A 23,166-nucleotide genomic window follows, 5' to 3' on the forward strand; every position below is an offset into this window, starting at 1 on the left:
CGTGGGGCCACCCCCACCCAGCTTCGCTATGGCTTCGCCGAGCTGCGCTACCCTCCCCACAAGGGGGAGGGAGGATGCGAGAACCGAAGCTTCAGTCGTCTCCCTCCCCCTTGTGGGGAGGGATCAAGGGTGGGGGTGGCCAGGCGCACCAGCCCAGTGCTTTTGCACTCCACCCCACTTCGGTGTATTCACCCGCCCATGACCGAGCACACGCCCAAGAAGCTGTTCATCAAGACCTACGGGTGCCAGATGAACGTCTACGATTCCGACCGCATGGCGGATGCCCTGGCGCCGCACGGCTATGAGCCGGTGCAGGTGATGGAAGATGCCGATCTCGTCGTGCTCAACACCTGCCACATCCGCGAAAAGGCCTCCGAGAAGGTGTTCTCCGAGCTCGGGCGGCTGCGTGACCTGCGCGAAGAGCGCCGGGCCAATGGCCAGGACCTGATGATCGGCGTCGCCGGCTGCGTGGCGCAGGCCGAAGGCGACGAGATCGTCCGCCGGGCGCCGGCCGTGGACCTGGTGTTCGGCCCGCAATCCTACCACCGCCTGCCCGAGCTCATCGCCCGCGCCCATAATGGCGCGAAGGTCGTCGACACCGACTTCCCCGAGGAAGACAAGTTCGAACACCTGCCGGCGGCGAAAAAGGAAGTCACCCTCGCCCGCGGCCTTACCGCCTTCCTCACCGTGCAGGAAGGCTGCGACAAGTTCTGTTCGTTCTGCGTCGTGCCCTATACCCGTGGCAGCGAAGTGTCGCGCCCCCTCGAGCAGGTGCTGCGCGAGGCGCAGAACCTTGCCGAAGCCGGGGTGCGCGAGCTCACCCTGCTGGGCCAGAACGTCAACGCCTATCACGGCCTTGATGCGCGCGGCCGTAGCGTCGGGCTCGGCGAACTCTGCCATCGGCTGGCCGAGATCCCCGGCATTGCCCGCATCCGCTACACCACCTCGCACCCGCTCGACATGACCGACGAGCTACTTGAGGCGCATCGCGATCTCGAGGCGCTGATGCCCTATCTGCATCTGCCTGTTCAGGCTGGCTCCGACCGCATCCTCAAGGCGATGAACCGCCGCCACACCCGCGCCGACTACATGCGGGTGATCGAGCGCATCATGGCGGCCCGGCCGGACATGGCGCTGTCAGGCGATTTCATCGTCGGCTTCCCCGGCGAAACCGATGCCGATTTCGAGGAGACAATGCAGGTGGTCAAGGATGTCGGCTATGCCTCGGCCTATACCTTCAAGTACTCGATCCGCCCCGGCACGCCCGGTGCTTCGATGGACGACCAGGTTGCCGAAGCGAAAAAGACCGAGCGCCTGCAGCGGCTCAACGACCAGATCAACGCCCAGATGCATGCCTTCCATCGCTCGGTGGTCGGCCGCACCCTGCCGGTGCTGATCGAGAAGGCCGGCCGGCAGCCCGGCCAGATCGGTGGCCGCTCGCCCTATCTGCAGGCCGTGCATATGGATGGCCCGACCCGGTTGATCGGCCAGATCATTCCGGTCGAGATCGTTGAAGCCCGGAATAATTCCCTCATCGGCAAGATTGTCACAGTCGCGGAACCGAATCCTGCTAGCGTTATTGAGTCTCAAGCCATCGCGGCCCATATCTGAGAGGCCGCCCTTAGGAGCCCCAGAGATTTGAGCAGGCATTTGCCCCCGTCTACCGACCACGGCCCGTCCTCCCAGCTTGAACTCGCCTTCGAAGACAACAAGCTCGCCGCGCAACTCTACGGCGATTTCGACCAGCACCTGGCTTTGATCGAACAGCGATTGTCCGTACAGGCGACGCCGCGCGGCAACCACGTGATGCTGAAAGGCGGCGCCACTTCCGTCGACCAGGCGCGGCGCGTCCTCGAGTCGCTCTATGAGCAGCTCGAAGAGGGCCAGCAGATCGAGGTGTCGACCGTCGACGGCGTCATCCGCATGATCGAGACCGAGGACAGCCAACTGAGCCTGCCCACGCTCGAGAAGAAGGGCAGGGTGCGCATGGCGCAGATCGCGACTCGCAAGGCCACCATCGTCGCGCGCACTCCGGCGCAGGACGCCTATATGCGCGCCATGGACCGGAGCGAACTGGTGTTCGGCGTCGGCCCGGCCGGTACCGGCAAGACCTATCTCGCCGTCGCCCACGCCGCGACGCTGCTGGAGCGCGGCGATATCAACCGGATCATCCTTTCCCGTCCGGCTGTCGAAGCCGGCGAGCGTCTCGGGTTCCTGCCCGGCGACATGAAGGACAAGGTCGATCCGTACCTCCGCCCGCTCTATGACGCGCTCTATGACATGATGCGCCCCGAACATGTGGAGCGCTGCATCACCTCGGGCATCATCGAAGTGGCGCCGCTGGCCTTCATGCGCGGCCGCACCCTCGCCAATGCCGTGGTGATCCTCGACGAAGCGCAGAACACCACCTCGATGCAGATGAAGATGTTCCTGACCCGCCTGGGCGAGAACAGTAAGATGATCGTCACGGGCGATCCGACCCAGGTCGACCTGCCGCGCGGCGAGAAATCCGGGCTGATCGAGGCGGTGCACCTGCTCGATGGCGTCGAGGGCGTGCATATCTCGCGCTTCAACGATAAGGACGTGGTCCGTCACGCGCTGGTGGGCCGGATCGTCCGCGCCTACGAAGCCGATACGGCGCGCCGGCTGGCCGAGAACAACACGAAGGCCTGATGCAAGCCCCATTATCAATCGCCTTCGCGGTCAACGCGGAGGGCTGGCCCGAGAGCCTCGAGGCCGTGGCCGAAACCGCCATTCGCGCCGCGCTGAAGCAATCGGAAGCCGAGGTCATCGGCGTCACCGAGGTCTCGGTGGTCTTGACCGACGATGCCGAGCAGCGCGAGCTCAACCGGCAATGGCGCGGCTTCGACAAATCCACCAACGTGCTGAGCTTCCCGCAGATCGAGCCGTTCGCGCCGGTTTCAGGGCTGCTCGGCGACATCACGCTGGCGCGCGAGACGGTGGAGAAGGAGGCCGAGGAGATGGGCATTTCCTTCGAAGCGCATTTCACCCACCTGGTGGTGCACGGTTTCCTGCACCTGTTGGGCTACGACCATATCGAGGAAGAGGACGCCGAGGAGATGGAGGGGCTCGAAACCGAGATCCTCGCGAGCCTCGGCATTGCCGATCCCTACGCCGATAGCTAAATTACACCCTCCGATGAATTGAAGGCCGCACGCGGCCATACCCGATGAACGACTCCGACAGTCCGTCCGCGCCGCCCAAAAAGCCGGCGCAAACCAAGTCCAACAACGAGCCTCCTTCTAGTCCCGCCCCCGCGGTCACGTGGGGGCAAAAGATCTGGAATCGCCTGCGCGGCCTCATCGCCATGCGCACCGTGTCGCTGCGCGATGACCTCGAGGTGGCGCTCGAGAGCGAGAACAATGGCGGCACCGCCGATTTCACCCAGTCCGAACGCACGATTTTGAAGAATGTGCTCGATCTCGCCGAGAAGCGGGTCGAGGACGTGATGATCCCGCGCGCCGATATCGAGGCGATCGAGACTTCCGAGACGCTCGGCGTGCTGGTCACCCGCTTCCGGCAGGTCGGCCACTCGCGCATGCCGGTCTATTCCGACAGCCTCGACAACATTACCGGCTTCATCCACGTCAAGGACGCGTTGCGCCGGATCACCGAGCCGGCGACCGACCCCGAAGCGACGGTGCCGGTGAAGCTGGTTTCGACGCCGCTGCGCAGTAGGCTCGAAAAGCTCGACCTGGTGCGCCAGGTGCTGTTCGTGCCGCCGCTGATGCCGGTGGGCGACCTGTTGCAGCAGATGCAGCTCAAACGCGTGCACATGGCGGTGGTCATCGACGAATATGGCGGCACCGACGGCCTCGTCACCATCGAGGACCTGCTCGAAGCGGTGGTCGGCGAGATCGAGGACGAGCACGACGACGACGTGGCGCTGGTGCGCAAGGTCAACTCCAACGTCTTCATCGCCTCGGCCCGCGCCGAACTCGAGGAAGTGCGCGAGGTGATCGGCCCGGATTTCGACCCCGGCAGCCATGCCGACGAAGTCGATACGCTGGGCGGCCTGGTGTTCGAACTGGCCGGCCACGTCCCGGCCAAGGGCGAGCACGTCAACGGCATCAAAGGTTTCGAGTTCGAAATCCTGCAGGCCGACAGCCGGCAGGTCAAACGCGTCAAGATCAAGCGGCTGAAGCAACCGAAACCGCGGCCGCCCAAGCCGCCGGTGGCAAAGGCGCCGGAGGATACGCCGGCGCCGGCGGCGGAGTAGGCTCGCTGAGGGATATCCCTGTCCGCCGACGCTTGCAGTCGGGCGCCCTCTCCCGTTTACGGGGGAGGGGTGCCGACTGCCTGCTTCACGGGCTCACGCCCGCACCAGGTTCCCCACCACGATCTCGCGCCAGATCCGCACCGGCGTTACCCAGCGATCGAACTTGTTGTAGTCGCCGGCGTTGATGACGCAGGCGATGCCGGCTTCGGGGGCCAGCCAGAGCCGCTGGCCGCCATTGCCGAAGGCGCCGACCCAGCGCAGCGGCTTGTCGTAGCCGGGTGCCGGCGCTTCGTGGATGTACCAGAGCCGGCCATAGCCCAGCCCGTCCCAGGTCTGGATGGCGGGCGTCCATGAGGCTTCGATCCACGCCGCCGGCACCACCTGCCGGCCTTCGTGGCGCCCGCCATCGACCAGCATGGCGCCGATCCGCAACAGGTCCGGCGCGGTGAGGCGGAGGCCGGAGGCCGGCGACACCACGCCGTCGCTTCCCGCCATCCAGTAGAAATCGGTGATGCCGAGCGGCGCGAACAGCGCTTCACGCGCGAAGTCGGGGAGCTTCTGGCCGGAGCCGCGTTCGATCAGCGCACCGATCAGCGCCACGGCGCCGCCGGAATAGACCCATTTCTCGCCCGGGGCGCCGGTGACCGGCCGATCGAGGATGAAGCGATAGCGATCCGGCGCCATTTCCATGGCGATCTCGGAGTTGGTCGGGTCGGTATAAGGTTTGTTCTCATCCCACTCCATGCCCATTGTCATGTTGAGGGTATGCGCCACCGTCACCTTGCGCCGCTCGGGATCGGCGACGAGATCGGGATACTCGGGGAAGCCGTCGATCACCGGCGCATCGAGCGCCGGCACGAGGCCGCGCTCGAGCGCGACGCCGTAGAGCAGCCCGACAATGCTCTTGGTCACCGAGCGGAGGTCGTGCAGCACCTCCGGCCCGAACTGCACGCGGCCCAACGAATCACCCCAGCTTTCGTCTTCGCCTTCGAAATACTGCTCGAGCACCAGCTTGCCGGCGCGGCTCACCAGCAGGGCGTGGATGGGCAGCAGCAGCCCCGATTCGAAGCCCGCCGCCAGCTTCCGCTCGAGGTTGGCGGCAAAGCCCGCCGCTTCGGGCGTTGCCCTGTTCCAGTTGGTCACCGTCGTCTCCTCTTTTTTCTGTCGGGCGCGATGCTGGGGCCCGGCCGGGCAGCTCGCTTGATCACGGTTGCGCTAGCGCGGTCATTGAGTTTGTCGCGCTTTCGAACCGGAAAAGTCTGCAACTTTTCCTGAAAGCGCTCCGGCGTTGTCGGCTTGACCCGGCGCGCCCACCTCGCGACGTTGCCACATGCCCTGTGATTCGAGCGCCGCATGACCTGGCTGGCCGAGACCGTGATGCTGAGCCATGGCTGGCGACGCTTCCTCATCGTCGTCGTGGCCGGGGTGATCGCGGCGGCTTCGGTGCCGCCGTTCTTCCTCCTGCCGGCGCTGTTCCTTGCCCTTCCCGTCTGGGTCTGGGCGCTCGATGGCGCGGAACATCGGCGTCAATGGCGCCGGCTGGTCGGCCCGGCATTCCAGATCGGCTTTGGCTTCGGGCTCGGCTATTTCACGGTGGCACTGCACTGGCTCGGCGCGGCGTTCCTCCAGGAAGGCGGCGTCTTCCTCATCCTGATGCCGTTCGCCATCGTCGGGCTGGCAGCAATTCTCGCCATCTTCTGGGGGTTGGGCAGCGCACTGGCGCACCTCGTCTGGTCGGGCGGCGCCTTTCGTATCGTCACCCTGGCCAGCTTCCTGGCGCTGGCCGAATGGGCGCGCGGGCACCTGTTCTCGGGCTTTCCGTTCGATCTCATCGGCTACGCGCTGACCGCCAATGACGAGATGCTGCAGCTCGCTTCGGTGGTCGGCAGCTATGGGCTCACCTTCATCGCCGCACTGATCGCCATGACGCCGGCGCTGATCTGGCCGGCCGACCAGCGCGGGCTGGTGCGCCGGCTGATCCCGATCTTTCTCGCCATCGCGCTGATCGCGGCGCAGGTCGCCTATGGCAACTGGCGGCTCACCAGCACCACCCTCACGGCGCGCACCGATATGAAGGTGCGCATGGTGCAGCCGATGGTGCTCGAGCACGCCGACTGGTCGGTGGCCGATCCCGATGCGATCATCAACCAGCTGATCGGCCTCTCCGAAAGCAAGCTGACCCCCGCCGATCCGGGTCTCAGCGGCATCACCCACCTGGTGTGGCCGGAATCGGTGTTTCCGTTCTTCCTTACCAACTACCCCGATGGCATCGCCCGCATCGCCCGCATGCTGCCCGACACCACGCTGCTGCTCACCGGCGCGCCGCGCGAACCGATCGGCGACGACGGCCTGCCGATCCCCGACAACCCGGGCTACAACTCCATCCTCGCCATCGACAGCAGTGGCGAGGTGGTGGCGAGCTACGACAAATCGCACCTGGTGCCGTTCGGCGAATATCTGCCGTTCCAGAGTTTCTGGCGGCTGTTCGGCATCAACCAGTTCGTGCCGGGCACCAATGGCTGGGCCGCCGGCGACGGCCGCCGGCTGATGACGCCGCCTGGCACGCCGCCATTCCTGGCGCTGGTCTGCTACGAGGCGGTGTTCCCCGGCGATATCGGCGACCCCGCGCAGGCGCAATTCATCCTCAACGTCACCAACGATGCCTGGTTCATGGGTTCGATCGGCCCGGCCCAGCACGCCCACCATGCCCGGATGCGGGCCGTCGAGACCGGGCTGCCGATGCTGCGCGCCGCCAATACCGGGGTGACGCTGAGCGTCGATCCACTCGGCCGCGTCGTCGCGCAACTGGCCGAGGAGCAGGTCGGGGTGCTCGACGTGGTGCCGTCCGAGCCGCTGCCCGGCGGCACGCTGTTCAACCGGATCGGCGACTTGCCGTTCTGGGTAGCGGTGGTTCTCGGCATCCTCGGCTCGCTGGTTGCGGCGCGGCGCCCGCGTCGCATCGCATGAATTTTCTGCAACAGCGCCCTGGGGGACATAAAGCTTCCTTTATATGACTTGACCGCGCGATGCCCGAGTGGCAAAACACCGCTCAACTGTGCGAATTTCGCACTTTTTGACCAATTTTCGGGGGTTTCGCCTTGGCTCGGTCTTCTTATCTGTTCACCTCGGAGTCGGTTTCGGAGGGTCATCCGGACAAAGTTTGTGACCGGATTTCCGACGAGATCGTCGATCTGGTGTTCCGTGAGGCCAAGAAGGCCGGCATGGATCCGGCCAAGGTGCGCATCGCCTGCGAAACGCTGGCGACCACCAACCGTGTGGTGATCGCCGGTGAAGTGCGCGTCCCCGAGACGCTGCTGAAGCGTGGCAAGGACGGCAAGGTGCTGCTCGACGCGGCCGGCCACCCGGTGGTCAATCCGGCCAAGTTCAAGTCGACTGCCCGCAAGGCGATCAAGGCGATCGGCTACGAGCAGTCGGGCTTCCACTGGAAGACCGCCAAGATCGACGTGCTGCTGCATGGCCAGTCGGCCGATATCGCGCAGGGCGTGGACGAATCGGGCAACAAGGATGTCGGCGCCGGCGACCAGGGCATCATGTTCGGCTATGCCAGCCGCGAGACCCCGGAACTGCTCCCTGCTCCGATCTACTACGCCCACAAGATCCTCGAGGCACTGACCATCGCGCGCAAGGCCGGCGAAGGCGCGGCGATCAAGCTCGGCCCCGACGCCAAGAGCCAGGTCACCATCCGTTACGAGAACGGCAAGCCGGTCGCCGTGACGCAGATCGTGGTCTCGACCCAGCATGTCGATGCGAGCCTCTCGTCCGAGGACGTGCGCAAGATCGTCGAGCCCTATGTCCGCGCCTCGCTGCCCGAAGGCTGGATCTCCAAGGACACCGTCTGGCACGTCAACCCGACCGGCAAGTTCGTGGTCGGCGGCCCGGATGGCGATGCCGGCCTGACCGGCCGCAAGATCATCGTCGACACCTATGGTGGCGCGGCCCCGCATGGCGGCGGCGCCTTCTCGGGCAAGGACCCGACCAAGGTCGACCGCTCGGCGGCCTATGCGGCGCGCTATCTCGCCAAGAACGTCGTCGCCGCCGGCCTCGCCGACCGCGCCACCATCCAGCTGAGCTACGCCATCGGCGTCGCCAAGCCGTTGTCGATCTATGTCGACCTGCACGGCACCGGCAAAGTCGCCGAGGACAAGCTGGAGATCGTGCTGGGCGAGGTGTTCGACCTGTCGCCCCGCGGCATCCGCACCCACCTCGACCTCAACAAGCCGATCTACGCCAAAACCTCGGCCTATGGCCATTTCGGCCGGAAGCCCGGTCGCGACGGCTCGTTCAGCTGGGAAAAGACCGACCTGGTCCCGGCGCTGAAGGCCGCAGTGAAGGCGGCTGCCTGACGACTTCGGCGCTACGCAGACTCCTCCAATCAACCAGGCCATCCCCGCGAAAGCGGGGATTGCTGTTTTTGGCAGCCGGGGCCGGAACGCCGTGCTAGTGGACCCCATGACCTCCAAACCCCACCATCCCCTCAACGTCGATGGCGAGCCGCGAGCCTTTTTCGGCCGGCGCTCGGGCAAGCGCCTGCACAAGGGGCAGGACCAGCTGTTCAAGGAGTTGCTGCCTGAACTGGAGATCGCGCTCGGCGATGAGGTGCTCGATCCCACGGCGCTGTTCCCCGAGGCGAGACGGCGCGAGATCGAGATCGGCTATGGCGGAGGCGAACACCTGTCGCTCGAAGCCAGCCGCCATCGGGATACCGGCTATATCGGCTGCGAGGTGTTCTCCGGCGGCATCGCCAAACTGCTGCAGCAGATCGACGAGGAGGAGCTCGGCAATATCCGGCTCTACACCGACGACGCGCTGAAGCTGTTGCAGAAGCTGCCCGACGCCAGCCTCGATGGCGCCTTTTTGCTCTATCCCGATCCGTGGCCGAAGACCCGCCACCACAAGCGGCGCTTCATCTCGCCTCTGACGCTCGCGCAACTCGGGCGGACCCTGAAGCCCGGCGCACCGTTTCGCTTCGCCACCGATATCGAGGACTACGCGAACTGGACGCTGGCGCATATTTTGCGCGCGCCCGACTTCATTTTCGCGCCGGAGCGACCGCGAGTCTGGCACGAGCCTTATGCTGGCTGGGAGCCGACGCGATACGAAGAAAAGGCCCGCGCTGCCGGCCGGACCACCAGCTTCTATCTGAGCTTCCGACGCCGCTAAAGCGCGTCGCGATCTCCAGGATTCGCGCTTTAGCTCTTTGTTTTCACGCATGTCTTTGTCCCGAAACCGGCGCCCGCTTTCGGGAGACATGCTCTAGAACGCTGCAGGCCCGCCCTCACCTGCCGAGCGTTAATAGAACGTTCAGGCAACCGAGCACTGAAATCTGGCCGCTGCCTCTGGTAAACGGCGCCTCGTGAACGATATGCGACGATGGGGATCTCGCGCCATCCGGTAACGGCTGGCCACCATTGTGCGTGGAGTTGGCGTATGCGTCAGCAGAACCGTTCGCCCGTCAACCAAGCCGTGATCGAGGAACTCTTGACCACTCGAAACAGCAAGTGGACGCTGACCGTTGTGCTGCATCTCAGGCATGACACACTGCGGTTTTCCGAGCTGCAGCGTGAGATCGGCAGCATTTCGCAGAAAGCCCTGACATCAAGTCTCAGGGCGCTGGAACGCGATGGCTTCGTCAGCCGCACCAGCTATGCGACGATACCGCCGCGGGTCGATTATGCGCTCACCGAGCTCGGTGCCGAGGCGCTGAAAGCTTTCGAGGCCTTCGAGGCTTTTGCGGCGCGCCACTGGCATCGGGTGCTGGAGGCGCGGCAGCTGTTCGACGCCCGTGACGCCGATCAGCTCGAGCCTCCGGTGCTGCGGATCAGCACCGGCCGTTGATCCCCGGGTCTTAGCCTCTGTCACGCTTTCAAGGTAGAAAGTCTCACAACTTTTCCTGAAAGCGCTCGACGGCAGTTTGCCCGGGATCAGCGAGCCGGCAGGCACGTAGCCCGCCGGCTCGGGGGGTCGTCATCAGTCGAAGAAGTTATCGACGAGGAGCGAGCCCTCGTTGACCGGAGCCTTGCGGGCGCCAGTGTCAACCTTGCTCAGCACGCGGGTGTTACCGCCCACCGAAGCCTTCACCGGGGTCAGCGTATCCTTGTAGAAGTACTCGAAGGTCGAGGAACCGTCGGCCTGCTTGACCACGGCGCGGATGACGTTGTCGGTGTTCTCGTACACGTCGGTGGCTGCAATGCCCTTCTGGTTGAGCTGGGTCACCAGGAAGTCGCTGTCGAAGCTGGAATCCTCAGACGCCGCAAAGGCGGGAACCGAGAGACCGCCGACGACGAGCAGAGCGGCAAGGCCAAGAGCAGAAGTCTTCATTTTTCATGTCCCTTTCGTTTTCTGGACAACAGGGAGATCGGACTCCACCGGCCAACTCGCAAGGCACTAAATCTGCACTCATGGCCCTTGAAATTCGATAATGCGTGCAGAGGGTTACACCAGGGAATGCCACCATCTTGTGAGAAACCCACCTCCCTCGAGGGGGGTTGGTTGCCTAAAGGAAACCATTGGTGGAAGCTGGCTTTGAGGATGATTTTGCGCGCCGATTGACCATGGTTTGATGGGAACCGGCGGCGCATTTTCAGCGTCTCAGAGCGACAAGGAGACGTGTCGTGCACCACACCGTGAGAATCCTAAATATTCAGCAGGTGACGCATAATGTGCGCCGCTACGTGCTGGAAAAGCCCGCCGGCTACCGGTTCGAACCGGGTCAGGCCACCGAGCTGTCGCTCGATGAGGAGGGTTGGCGCGACAAGAAGCACCCCTTCACCTTCACCGCGCTCAACGACTGGGACGATCTCGAGTTCACCATCAAGAGCTACTTCAACACCGGCGGCGACGGCATGACCGAGCGGCTGTTCGGTTACGGCCCCGGCCAGAAGCTGGTGCTGCGCGACCCGTGGGGCACCATCACCTACAAGGGGCCGGGCACCTTTATTGCCGGCGGCGCCGGGGTGACGCCATTCATCGCCATCCTGCGTCAGCTCCACCAGGACGGTAAGCTCGCCGGCCATCGGCTGATCGCGTCCAACCGCAAGGCCGAAGATATTATCCTGCGCGACGAGTTCGAAGCGATGGCGGGGCTCGAGGTCACCTGGACGGTCACCGACGAGCCAAATGCTACGGGGGTCCTGCACGCGCGGATCGACGAGGCCTTCCTCAAGCGCCACGTGCACGACATCAGCCAGAACTTTTACCTCTGCGGTCCGGATCCGATGGTTGCCGACCTCAAGGCGGCGCTGGGCGGGCTCGGGGCGGCGGCGGAAGCGCTGACCTGGGAGAAGCCCTAGGCCACCCGGGTATGTTGTTGAGCAAGCCCCATAGGCTGGCGCGGGCCGCCCCACCCTTGATCCCTCCCCGCAAGGGGGACGCGGTAGCGCCCCGAGGGGAGGGATACGCAAACTGAGATACTGGTGTGAGCGTCTCCCTCCCCCTTGCGGGGAGGGGACAGGGGTGGGGGTCCGCCCGCACCGGCGTTTCGGTTAGGGGCTCAGCCCTGCGGCTTATTCGGCCGGCTGCGGTTCTGCCTCTGCCGGGAGGCGACTGCGACCGGCGAGGGTGCGTTGCCCCAGCAGCACGGTGAGCAGCGCCAGGGCGCCCGACACCACCGAGACGACGAAGCCGTTGCTGGCGCCATAGCTATCCACCACCCAGCCGGTGACGAACGAGCCCAGCGCCATACCGATGCCGATGCCGGTCATCACCCAGGTGATGCCTTCAGTCAGCATCGCCGCCGGCACCCGGCGCTCGATCAGGCCGAAAGCCGTGATGAAGGTGGGCGAGATGGCGACGCCGCTCGCGAACACGGCGAGCGCCAGCATCGGCACACTGTCGACGAACAGCAGCGGCCAGGCGGTGACGGCGATGACGGCCAGTGCGATCGCCAGTTGCTTTTCGAGCGCCAGCCTGAGGTTGAGCGCCCCGACGATCAGGCCGACGACGAACGAGCCGACGGCATAGACGCCGATGACGAGGCTGGCCGCGCCGGGCTCGCCCAGCTTTTCGGTGATCGCCACCGCGCTCACTTCGGCCGTGGCGAAGATCGCGCCGACGAAGATCAAGGCAAGGGTGATGATCTGCACCGGCCGCTGCCGGATGGCGGACTGCCCGCCGCCCGCCATGGCGCCGCTGGGCTTGGGCTCGGTGCGACGCTGGGCGATGAAGGCCAGCCCGCCCAGCCCCAGGAACAGCGTGCTGGCGAGCAGGCCCGCCTCGGGGAACAGCGCCACCGCGAGACCCACCGACAGTGATGCGCCGGCAATATAGACCAGCTCATCGGCCGAGGATTCAAAGGCGAAGGCGGTGTTGAGTTCGGGCCGATCGCGGAACAGTTCGCTCCAGCGCGCCCGAATCATCGCCGGAAAGCTCGGCATCAGCGCGGCGGCAAGCGCCGCGGCGAACAGCGTCCAGATCGGCCAATCCTGATAGGCCGCCAGCATCAGGACGATGAAGGCGGCCAGAGCGATGAGCGTCGTCGGGATCAGCACGCGTGACTGGCCCAGCCGGTCGACGACCCGTGAGATCTGCGGGGCGAATAGTGCATTGGCAAGCGCGTAGGTGGCGGACACCGCACCGGCGAGCCAGAACTCGCCATGCGTCTGCGACAGCATGGCGACGATGCCGATCGGCGCCATCGCCATGGGCATGCGGGCGACGAAACCGGCGGCGGCAAAGCCCTTGGCGCCGGGCGCCCGGAAGATCTCCAGATATGGATTCGGCATGACGATCCCTCGACATTTCGGAAGCCGCGGATTACATGATTGACATACGCGGCGTATGTGAGACATCTAGTTACATACGTAGCGTATGTCAATTAGCATACGTGACGTATGTAAGATAGGCAGAGCATGGCCCAGAGAACCCGCAGTGAAATGATCGTCGAAACCCGCGCCAAGCTGATGGCGGCAGGTCGCAAGGCCTTTGCCGAAGTCGGCTATGCCGAAGCCTCGATGGATCACTTCACCTCCGATGTGGGGCTGACGCGCGGCGCGCTGTACCACCATTTCGGCGACAAGCGCGGGCTGTTCGAAGCCGTGGTCACCGAGATCGACAGCGAGATGACGGTGCGGCTCAAGGCGCGTGCTGCCAAGGCGCCGAACGCCTGGGAGAGTTTTGTCGAGGAGGGCATCGGCTATATCGAGATGGCGCTCGAGCCCGAGATCCAGCGCATCATGCTGCGCGACGGTCCGGCGGTGCTCGGCGACCCTTCCTCATGGCCCAGCGCCAATGGCTGCATCACCGCGATGCGGCAGAGCCTCGAGGGTCTGCTCGAGGCCGGGGTGATCGCCGATGTCGATCCCGAGGCCACCGCCCGGATGATTAGCGGCGCCTCCTGTTATGCGGCGCAGTGGATCGCCAATGCCGACGACCCGGTGGCCATTTCCCACCGCGCCACCGCTGCCTACCGGCGCCTCGTCGAAGGGTTGCTGCGCAACGCGCCGCTCCGCCACTGACGGCGGCCGCCGGTCTTTGATTTCGTTGCGGGCGAACTACTCGACCGCGGCTCCGGCAACGAACGCCGTCACCTTGTCGACCGGCATCTCGCAGGGTTTCAGTGCCGGCTCCATGCTGCTGGGCGGGCGGTAGATATTCAGGCTGATGCGGTCGCTGCCACCCAGCTCCTCGGCATAGAGCTTGAAGCTCTTGCCATTGGCGTGCGCCGTGTTGGTCACGCCGTAGCGCCGGCCCTGATAACGGGCCGTGAAGTAGCCGCGCGGCCACGATGTCAGGATCGTCCAGACCGCGACCGGCGAAACATCCAGGGAAATCGTCATGCCCCTGATATGGGGTCGCCCGGCGCACTCGCCAATTCCCATAGGCCACGAGGTGCCAGTATTGGTGACCAGGCCATGGCGGTATAGCCTGACAGCAGCTGGCAGCCTTACCGTCGTACCATCCTGCCCAACGATGGACGAGTTGAAAGGAACGCCGCATGTCAGGCACGACGCCAATGCGCGCAACACGCCGCGAGTGGATTGGTCTCGCGGTCATTGCCCTGCCCTGCATCCTCTATGCCATGGACCTGACGGTCCTCAACCTGGCGGTGCCGTCGCTGACGGCTTCGCTTAATCCCACGGCGGCGCAGCTGTTATGGATCGTCGATATCTACGGCTTCTTCGTCGCCGGCTCGCTGCTGACCATGGGGACGCTGGGCGACCGGATCGGGCGGCGGAAGCTGTTGCTGATCGGCGCCGTCGCCTTCGGCGCAGCCTCGATCCTCGCCGCCTTCGCCCCGACGGCGGAGACGCTGATCTTTTCCCGGGCGCTGCTCGGCATTGCCGGCGCGACGCTGGCGCCCTCGACGCTGTCGCTGATCACCAACATGTTCCGCGACGACCGCGAGCGGACCATCGCCATCAGCGTCTGGGTCGCGAGTTTTTCGACCGGCGGGGCGATCGGACCGGTAGTGGGCGGCATACTGCTCAACTATTTCTGGTGGGGCTCGGTGTTCCTGATCGCGGTGCCGATCATGGTGGTGCTGCTGCTCGTCGCACCGCGGCTGTTGCCCGAGTACAAGGACCCGCGGGCCGGCCGGCTGGATATCCTCAGCGCCGCCCTGTCGATGGCCGCGGTGCTGTCGATCATCTACGGCATCAAGTCGCTGGCCGAAGGCGGCGAGCTGGCGATCAGCCTCGGCGCCATCGCGCTGGGGCTGGCGGTCGGCATCGTTTTTGCCTGGCGGCAATTGCGCCTCACCCACCCGCTGCTCGACTTGAGCCTGTTCGCCCGCCCGGCGTTCAGTGCGGCGCTCAGCATCAACGTCTTCGGCTTCTTTGCGCTGTTCGGCATGTTCCTCGTGGTGGCGCAGTACATGCAGCTGGTGCTGGGGCTGACTCCGTTCGAAGCGGGCATCTGGAGCCTGCCGGTCGGCCTCGGCTTCGTTGCCGGCTCGTTGCTCACCCCGCTGCTGCTGAGCCGGATGCGCCCGGCCTATGTGCTGGCGCTGGGGCTGACCGTCGCGGCCCTAGCGCTGCTGGTCATCGGGCTCACCGCCCCGTCGCGCGACCTGATCACGCTGATATCAGCCGACACCTTGCTGTCGCTCGGGCTCGCCCCGGTGGCGACGATCGCGGCGGACCTGGTGATGAGCTCGGCGCCGCCGGAGCGGGCCGGCGCTGCGTCCGGGCTCAACGAAACGAGCTCGGAGTTCGGCGGGGCGTTTGGCATTGCGCTGCTCGGCAGCATCCTCACGGTGCTGTATCGCGGCGGGCTCGGTGAGACCCTGCCGCATGGCCTGTCGGGTGAAGCGGTGGCGATGGCGCTGCGTGGCATCGGTGGCGCCCACAGCGCCGCGGAGACTCTGCCGGAGGGCGGCGCGGCGCTCTTGGAAGCGGCCCGCGTCGCCTATGCCGACGCCATGCTGGTGACCTCGCTCTTGGGCGCTGCGATCGTCTTCATCGCGGCGGTGACCACCATCGCGATGTTCCGCGGCATGCGACCGGCGACGGCGTAGAATAGGACCAGCGCGCTCGCCCCGTCGCCTGGGATTGAGGGAGGGGGTGGTCCGGTGATCACCGATGGACCCCCACCCCAACCCCTCCCCTCCTGGGGGACGCGTAGCGCCCGTGGGGGAGGGAGGCGACCGTGCCAGGGGGGCAAACAAAGAAGGCCCGGGATCGCTCCCGGGCCTCTTTGCATTGGAAGAGTGCTGCCGATTACTCGGCGGCTTCCTCGGCGATTTCCTTGCCGGTCGCCTGGTCGACGACCTTCATCGAAAGGCGGACCTTGCCGCGCTCGTCGAAGCCGAGCAGCTTGACCCACACCTTGTCGCCTTCCTTGACGACGTCGGTGGTCTTGCCGACGCGCTGGGCGGCGAGCTGGGAGATGTGCACGAGGCCATCCTTGGCGCCGAAGAAGTTCACGAACGCGCCGAAATCGGCGGTCTTGACCACGGTGCCCTGGTAGATGGCGCCGACTTCGGCTTCATCGGTGATCGACTTGATCCACTTGATGGCCGCATCGATCGAGGCGCCGTCCGAGGACGAGACCTTCACCGTGCCGTCATCGTTGATGTCGATCTTGGCGCCGGTCTTCTCGACGATCTCGCGGATCACCTTGCCGCCGGTACCGATCACTTCGCGGATCTTGTCGGTCGGGATAGTGATGGTCTCGATGCGCGGAGCGAACTCGCCCACGGTGGCACGCGAGGTGTCGAGCGCCTTGGCCATCTCGCCCAGGATGTGCTCGCGACCGCCCTTGGCCTGACCGAGGGCGACCTTCATGATCTCCTCGGTGATGCCGGCGATCTTGATGTCCATCTGCAGCGAGGTGATGCCATCGGCAGTGCCCGCAACCTTGAAGTCCATGTCGCCGAGGTGATCTTCGTCACCCAGGATGTCGGAGAGCACCGCAAAGCGGTCGCCTTCGAGGATCAGGCCCATGGCGATACCGGCCACCGGCTTCTTCAGCGGCACGCCCGCATCCATCAGCGCCAGCGAAGTGCCGCAGACGGTCGCCATCGAGGAGGAGCCGTTCGACTCGGTGATCTCGGAGACGACGCGGATGGTGTAGGGGAACTCTTCCGCCTTGGGACGCATCGGGTTGATGGCGCGCCAGGCGAGCTTGCCGTGGCCGATCTCGCGACGGCCGGGCGAGCCCATGCGGCCAGCTTCACCGACCGAGTAGGGCGGGAAGTTGTAGTGCAGCATGAAGTTCACCTTGCCGGTGCCTTCGAGGCTATCGACGAACTGCTCGTCGTCGCCGGTACCGAGCGTGGCAACGACGAGAGCCTGGGTCTCACCGCGGGTGAACAGCGCCGAACCATGGGTGCGGGGCAGCACGCCGACTTCGGCGACGATCGGGCGGACGGTGGTCAGGTCACGGCCGTCGATGCGCGACTTGGTGTCGAGGATGTTCCAGCGGACGATCTTGGCCTGGAGGTTATGGACGACTTCGCCCAGGTCCTCGGCCGAGACGGTGCCGGCTTCGATCTGCGACGCGTAGTGCGCCTTGACCTTGGCGTTGGCGGCATCGACCGCAGCGTAGCGCTGCGCCTTGTCGGTGATCTTGTAGGCGGCGCGGAGGTCGGCCTCGGCCACCTTCAGCACGTCGGCTTCGAGCGCCGAGTAATCCGGAGCAGTGAAATCACGCGGCTCTTTGGCGGCCAGTTCGGCCAGCTTGATGATGGCGTCGATGACCTTGCGCGAGGCTTCGTGACCGAACATCACGGCGCCGAGCATGATCTCCTCGGAAAGCTCCTGGGCTTCCGATTCCACCATCAGCACGGCGTCCTGGGTGCCGGCCATGACCAGATCGAGCTTGGACTCGGCGCGACGATCGACGGCGAGGTTGAGGACGTATTCGCCATCAATATAGCCGACGCGGGCGGCGCCAATCGGGCCCATGAAGGGCACGCCCGAGATGGTCAGGGCCGCGGAGGCGGCGACCATGGCGAGCACGTCCGGATTGTTTTCCATGTCGTGCTGCAGAACGGTGACGACCACCTGGGTCTCGTTCTTATAGCCATCGGGGAAGAGCGGGCGGATCGGACGGTCGATCAGGCGCGAGGTCAGCGTCTCGTTTTCAGTCGGACGGCCTTCGCGCTTGAAGTAGCCGCCCGGGATCTTGCCGGCGGCGAAGTACTTTTCCTGATAGTTGACCGTCAGCGGGAAGAAGTCCTGACCGGGCTTGGCGGATTTCGCCGAAACGACGGTGGCGAGCAGCACGGTCTCGCCGAGCGTGGCGAGCACGGCGCCGTCGGCCTGGCGGGCGATCTTGCCGGTCTCGAGGGTGAGGGGCTGGCCGCCCCAGTTCAGCTCAACTTTGTGGTAGTCGAAGTTGATGGGCATAGCATTGTCTTTCCATTCTGCCGGAAAGAGCGGGAACGCGGGGGCGTAGCCACCCCGCGAACTCTTCCGGTGTGCCAGCCGCCCGCCGCACCCCATGTGCGACTACGGCCCAAAATCGGCACGGTTCCGCGCTGACACCCTCCGGTCGAGGAGGGGCGGAACATGGACAAGACGATGAGCCGCTCATGTCTCCGGGAGAGGGCACCCGCTGGTGCCGTGAGCGGCCGATGATCTCGCCATGCTCCGCGTAGTTCGTCAGCCTACGCTGGTATCCGGCATAGCTGCCGGAGTGGACCCGCGAGGCGTGCCTCGTGGGTCCGGGTAGTCGTCGTAACCGACCCAGCCTTAACGGCGCAGGCCCAGACGCTCGATGAGCGCCTTGTAGCGCGCTTCGTCCGACTTCTTGACGTAGTCGAGGAGACGACGGCGCGTCGAAACCATCTTCAAGAGGCCACGGCGGGAATGGTTGTCCTTGCCATGCAGCTTGAAGTGTTCGGTGAGATTGGCGATGCGTTCGGAGAGGATCGCGACCTGGACTTCCGGCGAACCGGTATCGTCCTTCTTGGTGGCGTAATCCTTGATGAGCGCAGTCTTCCGCTCTGCGGTAATCGACATCGGAAAGGTCCTTTCAAACAGAGGATCATCGGGACGCTGCCGCCCGGGATGTCGTCCAGGTGGAGCCATGAATAAGCGCCGGCCGGGCCGGAACTCGCGCGCTCTATAGGGGAAAGGGGCTGAGAACGCCAGTTATTTGTCGGTCGCCGGGGTTTCGGCCGCGCCGTTGAGACTGTCGGAGGGGTCGAGCGAGCTCAGCGGAATAGTGAAGCGCCACTCGATGCCGAGCTCATGCACCTCGCGCTCGACCTCGCCATTGAGCGAACGGCCGACCATGTTCTCGAGCACGGTGGTGCCGAAGCCACGGCGCGGGGAGGTTTCGGCGGGGGTGCTGCCGCTTTCGTGCCAGATGAAGCTCACCGCATCGCCAAGCCGTTTCCAGGTCAGCTCGAGCCGGCCGCCATCCTTGGCGAAGGCGCCGTATTTCACCGCGTTGGTCGCCAGTTCGTGCGCCGCCATGCCGAGGATCTGCGCCGCCTGGGCGTTGAGCCGCAGCGCGGGGCCGTCAACGATCACCCGTTCGCCATCGACCGGGCAGAACGGATCGATCTGGCTGACCAGCAGCTCCTTGAGATCGACGCCGGCGACGCCATGCGCCAGCAGCAGATCGGTGGAACGGGCGAGCCCGAAGATGCGGCGCTCGAAGTTCGAAACGAACTCGGGCACCGTATCGGCACCGCGCGCCGTCTGCTTGGCCATGGCCGCGATCACCGTCATCTGGTTCTTCGAACGGTGCGCCAGCTCGCGCATCAGGAAGCGGACCTCGGTCTCAGCGGCCTGGCGTCGGCGCGAGGCATCGCCCAAGGCGCTCGATACGGTTTCGATCTCTTCGATCGGGAAAGGCCGCGCCTCGACCGGCTGGCCGGCGCCGAGCCGCTTGGCATCGGCCTCGAGGCCATGCACCGAGCGGCCGATCTGCAGGCTCACGCCATAGACCACCAGCACCACCAGCGCCGCCAGCAGCACACCGCCAGCGAGAAGTGACCAGAACGCATCGGCCAAGGGCTTGGCTACGACGCCGCGATCAGCCCAGGCCACCAGGGTCCAGCCGGTGAGGGTCGAGCGCTGCGCGACAACGAGGTAGTCCTTGCCCTCGGAGACAAGGCTGCGCCAGCCGGCCGTCGAGCCGAGTTCGCCGATCGGCGCCAGGTTGAAGGCGTCGCCGGTGTTGCCGCCCTGGTCGGCGGCGGCGATGATCACGCCTTTCCTGTCGACCAGCGCCACATGCCAGCCCTCGGGCATGCGGCTCGCCAGCAATGTGTTCGACAGCTGGCTGGCGGCGCGGCTGAAGCCGAGGATCAGCGGCTGCTGGTTGGCCGGAAAGATCGGCTGCAGGATGTTGACCACCCATTGCTGCGAGACACGTCCGAACACCGCATCCGAGATCGCCACATCGCGACTGTCGAAAGCCCGTTGCGCGGTTTCGACATCGCCGATCGGATTGGCCACCTGCTCGGATATCGGGACCCGGGTGGACAAGTCCGAGGTCATGTCGGGGTGGACGAGGTAGACGTAGGATGCGGTGTTCTCGAGCGCCACGCTGACCCGGGCGTGAAACTCGGGATAGTCGGCGGGGTTGAGCGGCGGGGTGGTGGCAAGGACGCGCAGCGTCGTGATGTTGGCGTTGATCTCGCGATCCACCGCCTGGACGATCGAGCGGGCATTGCCGGTGATCAGCGTCTCGACGACGCGCTCCTGCGCCTCGTTGTTGCGTTGCAGCAGAATGGCCGAGAAGACGAATGCAGGGACCAGGGCCACCAGCGCCAGGACGAAGAGGTAGACAGCAATCGGCCGCGCCGTCGGGCCACGCCGACGCGCAATAGCACTGCTCTCAGCCGGGCCCGGCCCGTCAGCCATAACGCACCCCGGCGAAAATCAACCCAAACCCCTGCTGTCTCAGAGCACGAGAACGCCCGGTTGGGCTATTGGTTCCAATGGCATCCAGCGCTAGATGATAACGCGCTGGGGCTTGAACATGCCGGCTTCAACCCGCCCCAGCGCCACGGCGACGCCGGCGCTGCTGGCCCAGGCGCTGTCCAGCGCGATCGGCGCCGATGCGCCGCCGAGCAGCACGGGGTTGCCGTGCCGGACGGCGCTCACCTGGTCCGGGGTGAGGCGGATTTCGGGCAGCAGCGACAGCCCGGCGGAAACCGGCAGCAGCAGCGCATCGCGATCCGCGGCGGCTTCCAGCGCTTCGAGCGTCACCGCCCGCGCCTCGGTGAACGGGCCGACGGCGGTGCGACGAAGTTCGACCACGTGGCCGCAGGTGCCAAGCTGGCGGGCCAGGTCGCGGGCCAGGGCCCGCACATAGGTGCCCTTCTCGCAGGTCATTTCCAGCCGGCTGATTTCGCCGGCATGTTCAATGAGCCGGAGGGCTTCGACGTAGACCGGGCGAGCCGCCAGCTCGACCACCTCGCCGGCGCGCGCCAGGTCATAGGCGCGTTCGCCGTCGACCTTGATCGCCGAAAAGGCCGGTGGGGTCTGCATGATCTCGCCGGTGAAAGCGGGGAGCGCAGCGAGGATTTCGGCCTCCGATGGCCGCACATCGGAGCGGGCGCTGACCTCGCCCTCGGTGTCGTCGGTGGTGGTCTCCTCGCCCCACTTGATGGCGAAGCGATAGACCTTGGTGCCGTCCTGCACGGCGGGCACGGTCTTGGTCGCCTCGCCCAGGGCGATCGGCAGGATACCGGTCGCCAGCGGGTCGAGCGTTCCGGCATGGCCGGCCTTCTTGGCGCCGAACAGCCAGCGGAGCTTGCCCACCGCCTGGGTGGAGGTCATGTCATAGGGCTTGTCGAGAACCAACCAACCGGAGACGTCGCGCTTTAGGGATTTTGTTTGGGACACTGGACGTGGCCTCTTTCGCCTCCCTCCCCTTGTGGGGAGGGAATGAGGGTGGGGGTGGCCACTCGCGCCGGAGCGTGGGGCTCCACCCCACCCTTTATCCCTCCCATCAAGGGGAGGGAGACGACTGCGAGCGCAGGCTTGTTCCGGCAGGACGCTACTCTTCGTCCTCATCCTTCAGGATGTCGCGCTGTACGCGGTCGGAACGCAGCAGGGCGTCTATCTTGCCGAACTCGTCAAAGGTGTTGTCGACGAAAAAGCGCAGATCCGGCGCGAACTTCAGGTCGAGCTCGGGCGCCACGCGGCCGCGGATGAAGCGGTGGTGGCGGTTGAGCGCCGCGACGATCTCCTCCGCCCCCGCGCCGCCGAGCGGCATGATGTAGGCGTTGGCGAGCTTCAAATCCGGGGTCATGCGGACTTCGGGCACGGTGATGACCTTGCCTTCGAGCAGCGGATCCTCGATCTCGCCGCGAGCGAAGACACCGGAAAGAGCATGGCGCACCAGTTCGCCGACGCGCAGCATGCGCTGGCTGGGACCGGTGGGCTTGTGGGTGTCGCGTTTCATCGGGCTGAGTTAGGCGCTTGGCGCGTTTCCGTCAACGGTGGGGGCCTATCCGGTACGAACTCACGCTACCATCGGCGTCATTCCCGCGTAGGCGGGAACCCAGTGCGATCTCTCCGCATCGCCGGCCCCGAAACATCCCACTAGGTTCCCGCCTTCGCGGGAATGACGTCCGTGCCGGAGGCCTTGCCTTCGACCAGCCGCTCCAGCCCGTCGAGGATGCGTTCCAGCCCGAAATCGAAGGCCAGATCGGGGTCGCCGAGGCCATAGAGTTCGCCGACCACCGCGCCGACCCGGCTCGCCACCGGATAGGGCGAGAAATCCATGGTCGAGAGGAACGGCTCGATGGTGTACCACCACTCATCGTCGCTCATGCCGGTCTGCGCCTTGACCATGTTGGCGCGCACCACGTCGCGTACCGCGCCATGCACATAGTTGGCGACGAGGATGACACAGAGATCCATCTCGACTTCGCCGAGGCCGAGCCCGTCGAAGACGCTGAGGAAGTTGTCATAGGCGCGGATGGTGTTGGGGCCGAGCACCGGCCGGTGCGTGCCGATCTGCAGCGCCCAGGGATGGGCGAGGTAAAAGCGGCGAAAGCTGCGCGCCACCAGGGTCACGTTGGCCCGCCAGTTGGCCGGGTGAAATTCCGGCGTCTCCTCGCCGGCCTGTCCGGTGGCGACGGCATCGAGCATCAGGTCGAGCAGCACCGCCTTATCCGGGATGTGAGTGTAAAAGCTCATCGGCGAGATCCCGACCGCTTCGGCAACCCGGCGGGTCGAGACGGCATCGATGCCCTCGGCGTCGGCGATGGCAACGGCGGCAGCCACCAGCTCGGCGACGCTGACGCGCGATTTGGGCCCGCGCCTGGGCGCCGGGGCCCTGCCCCACATCAGTTCCAACGTCCGGATCGGATCGCCCCGACCGACAATTTCCTCGGCCATCCGGCCTCCACAAAATAACTCTTTACAGTGTACGGGATTGGGTCTATCCAAACCCCGTACACTGCACAACGTTATATCCGCGCCCCGCGAAAGTCGAGATATCCATTCGGACATCCGGCGCGCGTGTCGAAAACCAGTCTGCTGACACGTCATGTC

At 65.5% G+C, this 23,166-nt stretch carries 21 protein-coding genes; 11 read left to right on the forward strand and 10 right to left on the reverse strand.

Translation table 11 applies throughout. From position 1 onward, the window contains the following. The first annotated feature begins 198 nt into the window (after positions 1-198). The 4 genes from miaB (at position 199) to ASC68_RS02525 (ending at position 4,240) form a co-directional block, all read left to right on the forward strand. Positions 199-1,611 carry a tRNA (N6-isopentenyl adenosine(37)-C2)-methylthiotransferase MiaB gene (gene miaB / locus ASC68_RS02505; protein WP_055874243.1) on the forward strand — a complete coding sequence of 471 codons (1,413 nt, stop codon included), beginning with the start codon at positions 199-201 and terminating at the stop codon, positions 1,609-1,611. 39 nt (positions 1,612-1,650) lie between these two features. Beyond that, entirely contained in the window at positions 1,651-2,673 is a 1,023-nt protein-coding gene (locus ASC68_RS02510) for a PhoH family protein (protein ID WP_244488381.1), read from the forward strand. Next, positions 2,673-3,146, forward strand: a complete 474-nt coding sequence (gene ybeY, locus ASC68_RS02515) for an rRNA maturation RNase YbeY (RefSeq protein ID WP_055874250.1) — start codon at positions 2,673-2,675, stop codon at positions 3,144-3,146. Before ASC68_RS02510 ends, ybeY begins: the two co-directional genes overlap by 1 nt. Before the next feature lie 182 nt (positions 3,147-3,328). Then, positions 3,329-4,240 carry a hemolysin family protein gene (locus ASC68_RS02525; RefSeq protein WP_156384473.1) on the forward strand — a complete coding sequence of 304 codons (912 nt, stop codon included), beginning with the start codon at positions 3,329-3,331 and terminating at the stop codon, positions 4,238-4,240. 93 nt (positions 4,241-4,333) lie between these two features. Here ASC68_RS02525 and ASC68_RS02530 read toward each other — a convergent pair whose 3' ends face one another. Next, entirely contained in the window at positions 4,334-5,383 is a 1,050-nt protein-coding gene (locus ASC68_RS02530) for a serine hydrolase (RefSeq protein ID WP_055874256.1), read from the reverse strand. Positions 5,384-5,593: 210 nt separating this feature from the next. Here ASC68_RS02530 and lnt point away from each other — a divergent pair, with 210 nt between their 5' ends. The 4 genes from lnt to ASC68_RS02550 all read left to right on the forward strand — a co-directional run bounded on the left by lnt (position 5,594) and on the right by ASC68_RS02550 (position 10,096). After that, entirely contained in the window at positions 5,594-7,207 is a 1,614-nt protein-coding gene (gene lnt / locus ASC68_RS02535) for an apolipoprotein N-acyltransferase (protein WP_055874259.1), read from the forward strand. Between the two features lie 131 nt (positions 7,208-7,338). Continuing rightward, positions 7,339-8,604 (forward strand): methionine adenosyltransferase, encoded by a 1,266-nt coding sequence (gene metK, locus ASC68_RS02540; protein WP_055874262.1) that lies wholly within the window; start codon positions 7,339-7,341, stop codon positions 8,602-8,604. A gap of 106 nt (positions 8,605-8,710) precedes the next feature. Next, positions 8,711-9,421: a tRNA (guanine(46)-N(7))-methyltransferase TrmB gene (locus ASC68_RS02545; protein WP_055874265.1), complete on the forward strand. Its 711-nt coding sequence runs from the start codon at positions 8,711-8,713 to the stop codon at positions 9,419-9,421. A gap of 267 nt (positions 9,422-9,688) precedes the next feature. Continuing rightward, positions 9,689-10,096, forward strand: a complete 408-nt coding sequence (locus tag ASC68_RS02550; protein ID WP_055874268.1) for a helix-turn-helix domain-containing protein — start codon at positions 9,689-9,691, stop codon at positions 10,094-10,096. A gap of 132 nt (positions 10,097-10,228) precedes the next feature. Here the strand turns inward: ASC68_RS02550 and ASC68_RS02555 are convergent, their stop codons facing one another. Continuing rightward, a complete protein-coding gene (locus ASC68_RS02555; RefSeq protein WP_055874271.1) occupies positions 10,229-10,579 on the reverse strand; it encodes a hypothetical protein in 351 nt (116 codons plus the stop codon). A gap of 293 nt (positions 10,580-10,872) precedes the next feature. Between ASC68_RS02555 and ASC68_RS02560 the strand changes: the two genes are divergently transcribed. After that, a complete protein-coding gene (locus ASC68_RS02560) occupies positions 10,873-11,550 on the forward strand; it encodes a hypothetical protein (protein ID WP_055874274.1) in 678 nt (225 codons plus the stop codon). A gap of 213 nt (positions 11,551-11,763) precedes the next feature. On the opposite strand, the gene ASC68_RS02565 is transcribed toward ASC68_RS02560, so the two are convergent. Next, entirely contained in the window at positions 11,764-12,981 is a 1,218-nt protein-coding gene (locus tag ASC68_RS02565) for an MFS transporter (protein ID WP_055874277.1), read from the reverse strand. Between the two features lie 126 nt (positions 12,982-13,107). Here ASC68_RS02565 and ASC68_RS02570 point away from each other — a divergent pair, with 126 nt between their 5' ends. After that, a complete protein-coding gene (locus tag ASC68_RS02570; protein ID WP_055874280.1) occupies positions 13,108-13,713 on the forward strand; it encodes a TetR/AcrR family transcriptional regulator in 606 nt (201 codons plus the stop codon). 36 nt (positions 13,714-13,749) lie between these two features. Here the strand turns inward: ASC68_RS02570 and ASC68_RS02575 are convergent, their stop codons facing one another. Further along, positions 13,750-14,034: a hypothetical protein gene (locus tag ASC68_RS02575; RefSeq protein WP_055874285.1), complete on the reverse strand. Its 285-nt coding sequence runs from the start codon at positions 14,032-14,034 to the stop codon at positions 13,750-13,752. A 158-nt stretch (positions 14,035-14,192) separates the two neighbouring features. On the opposite strand from ASC68_RS02575, the gene ASC68_RS02580 reads away from it, so the two are divergent. Continuing rightward, a complete protein-coding gene (locus ASC68_RS02580; protein WP_055874288.1) occupies positions 14,193-15,713 on the forward strand; it encodes an MFS transporter in 1,521 nt (506 codons plus the stop codon). A 202-nt stretch (positions 15,714-15,915) separates the two neighbouring features. Here the strand turns inward: ASC68_RS02580 and pnp are convergent, their stop codons facing one another. From pnp to ASC68_RS02610, 6 genes are all read right to left on the reverse strand, one after another. Continuing rightward, the gene (pnp, locus tag ASC68_RS02585) at positions 15,916-18,048 is read right to left on the reverse strand and encodes a polyribonucleotide nucleotidyltransferase (RefSeq protein ID WP_055874291.1); all 2,133 of its coding nucleotides are present in this window, start codon (positions 18,046-18,048) and stop codon (positions 15,916-15,918) included. Positions 18,049-18,393: 345 nt separating this feature from the next. After that, complete coding sequence (gene rpsO, locus ASC68_RS02590) at positions 18,394-18,663, reverse strand: 30S ribosomal protein S15 (protein ID WP_055874294.1); 270 nt, start codon at positions 18,661-18,663, stop codon at positions 18,394-18,396. A gap of 132 nt (positions 18,664-18,795) precedes the next feature. Further along, the gene (locus ASC68_RS02595; protein ID WP_055874299.1) at positions 18,796-20,520 is read right to left on the reverse strand and encodes a sensor histidine kinase; all 1,725 of its coding nucleotides are present in this window, start codon (positions 20,518-20,520) and stop codon (positions 18,796-18,798) included. A 90-nt stretch (positions 20,521-20,610) separates the two neighbouring features. Then, positions 20,611-21,507, reverse strand: a complete 897-nt coding sequence (gene truB / locus ASC68_RS02600; RefSeq protein ID WP_055874304.1) for a tRNA pseudouridine(55) synthase TruB — start codon at positions 21,505-21,507, stop codon at positions 20,611-20,613. 154 nt (positions 21,508-21,661) lie between these two features. Continuing rightward, the gene (rbfA, locus tag ASC68_RS02605; protein ID WP_055874307.1) at positions 21,662-22,069 is read right to left on the reverse strand and encodes a 30S ribosome-binding factor RbfA; all 408 of its coding nucleotides are present in this window, start codon (positions 22,067-22,069) and stop codon (positions 21,662-21,664) included. Positions 22,070-22,209: 140 nt separating this feature from the next. Further along, positions 22,210-23,010 (reverse strand): TetR/AcrR family transcriptional regulator, encoded by an 801-nt coding sequence (locus tag ASC68_RS02610; RefSeq protein ID WP_055874310.1) that lies wholly within the window; start codon positions 23,008-23,010, stop codon positions 22,210-22,212. Between the last annotated feature and the right edge of the window lie 156 nt (positions 23,011-23,166).

Origin of the sequence: Devosia sp. Root105 (genome assembly GCF_001424865.1) — a bacterium.
Taxonomy (GTDB): domain Bacteria; phylum Pseudomonadota; class Alphaproteobacteria; order Rhizobiales; family Devosiaceae; genus Devosia_A.

Coding starts and splice junctions, on each gene's coding strand:
- ASC68_RS02575 (WP_055874285.1), bottom strand. CDS start 14,034: ATGACGATTTCCCTGGATGTTTCGCCGGTCGCGGTCTGGACGATCCTG.
- ASC68_RS02610 (WP_055874310.1), bottom strand. CDS start 23,010: ATGGCCGAGGAAATTGTCGGTCGGGGCGATCCGATCCGGACGTTGGAA.
- rpsO (WP_055874294.1), bottom strand. CDS start 18,663: ATGTCGATTACCGCAGAGCGGAAGACTGCGCTCATCAAGGATTACGCC.
- ASC68_RS02555 (WP_055874271.1), bottom strand. CDS start 10,579: ATGAAGACTTCTGCTCTTGGCCTTGCCGCTCTGCTCGTCGTCGGCGGT.
- lnt (WP_055874259.1), top strand. CDS start 5,594: ATGACCTGGCTGGCCGAGACCGTGATGCTGAGCCATGGCTGGCGACGC.
- ASC68_RS02595 (WP_055874299.1), bottom strand. CDS start 20,520: ATGGCTGACGGGCCGGGCCCGGCTGAGAGCAGTGCTATTGCGCGTCGG.
- rbfA (WP_055874307.1), bottom strand. CDS start 22,069: ATGAAACGCGACACCCACAAGCCCACCGGTCCCAGCCAGCGCATGCTG.
- miaB (WP_055874243.1), top strand. CDS start 199: ATGACCGAGCACACGCCCAAGAAGCTGTTCATCAAGACCTACGGGTGC.
- ybeY (WP_055874250.1), top strand. CDS start 2,673: ATGCAAGCCCCATTATCAATCGCCTTCGCGGTCAACGCGGAGGGCTGG.
- ASC68_RS02565 (WP_055874277.1), bottom strand. CDS start 12,981: ATGCCGAATCCATATCTGGAGATCTTCCGGGCGCCCGGCGCCAAGGGC.
- ASC68_RS02570 (WP_055874280.1), top strand. CDS start 13,108: ATGGCCCAGAGAACCCGCAGTGAAATGATCGTCGAAACCCGCGCCAAG.
- ASC68_RS02545 (WP_055874265.1), top strand. CDS start 8,711: ATGACCTCCAAACCCCACCATCCCCTCAACGTCGATGGCGAGCCGCGA.
- ASC68_RS02580 (WP_055874288.1), top strand. CDS start 14,193: ATGTCAGGCACGACGCCAATGCGCGCAACACGCCGCGAGTGGATTGGT.
- ASC68_RS02525 (WP_156384473.1), top strand. CDS start 3,329: ATGCGCACCGTGTCGCTGCGCGATGACCTCGAGGTGGCGCTCGAGAGC.
- pnp (WP_055874291.1), bottom strand. CDS start 18,048: ATGCCCATCAACTTCGACTACCACAAAGTTGAGCTGAACTGGGGCGGC.
- ASC68_RS02550 (WP_055874268.1), top strand. CDS start 9,689: ATGCGTCAGCAGAACCGTTCGCCCGTCAACCAAGCCGTGATCGAGGAA.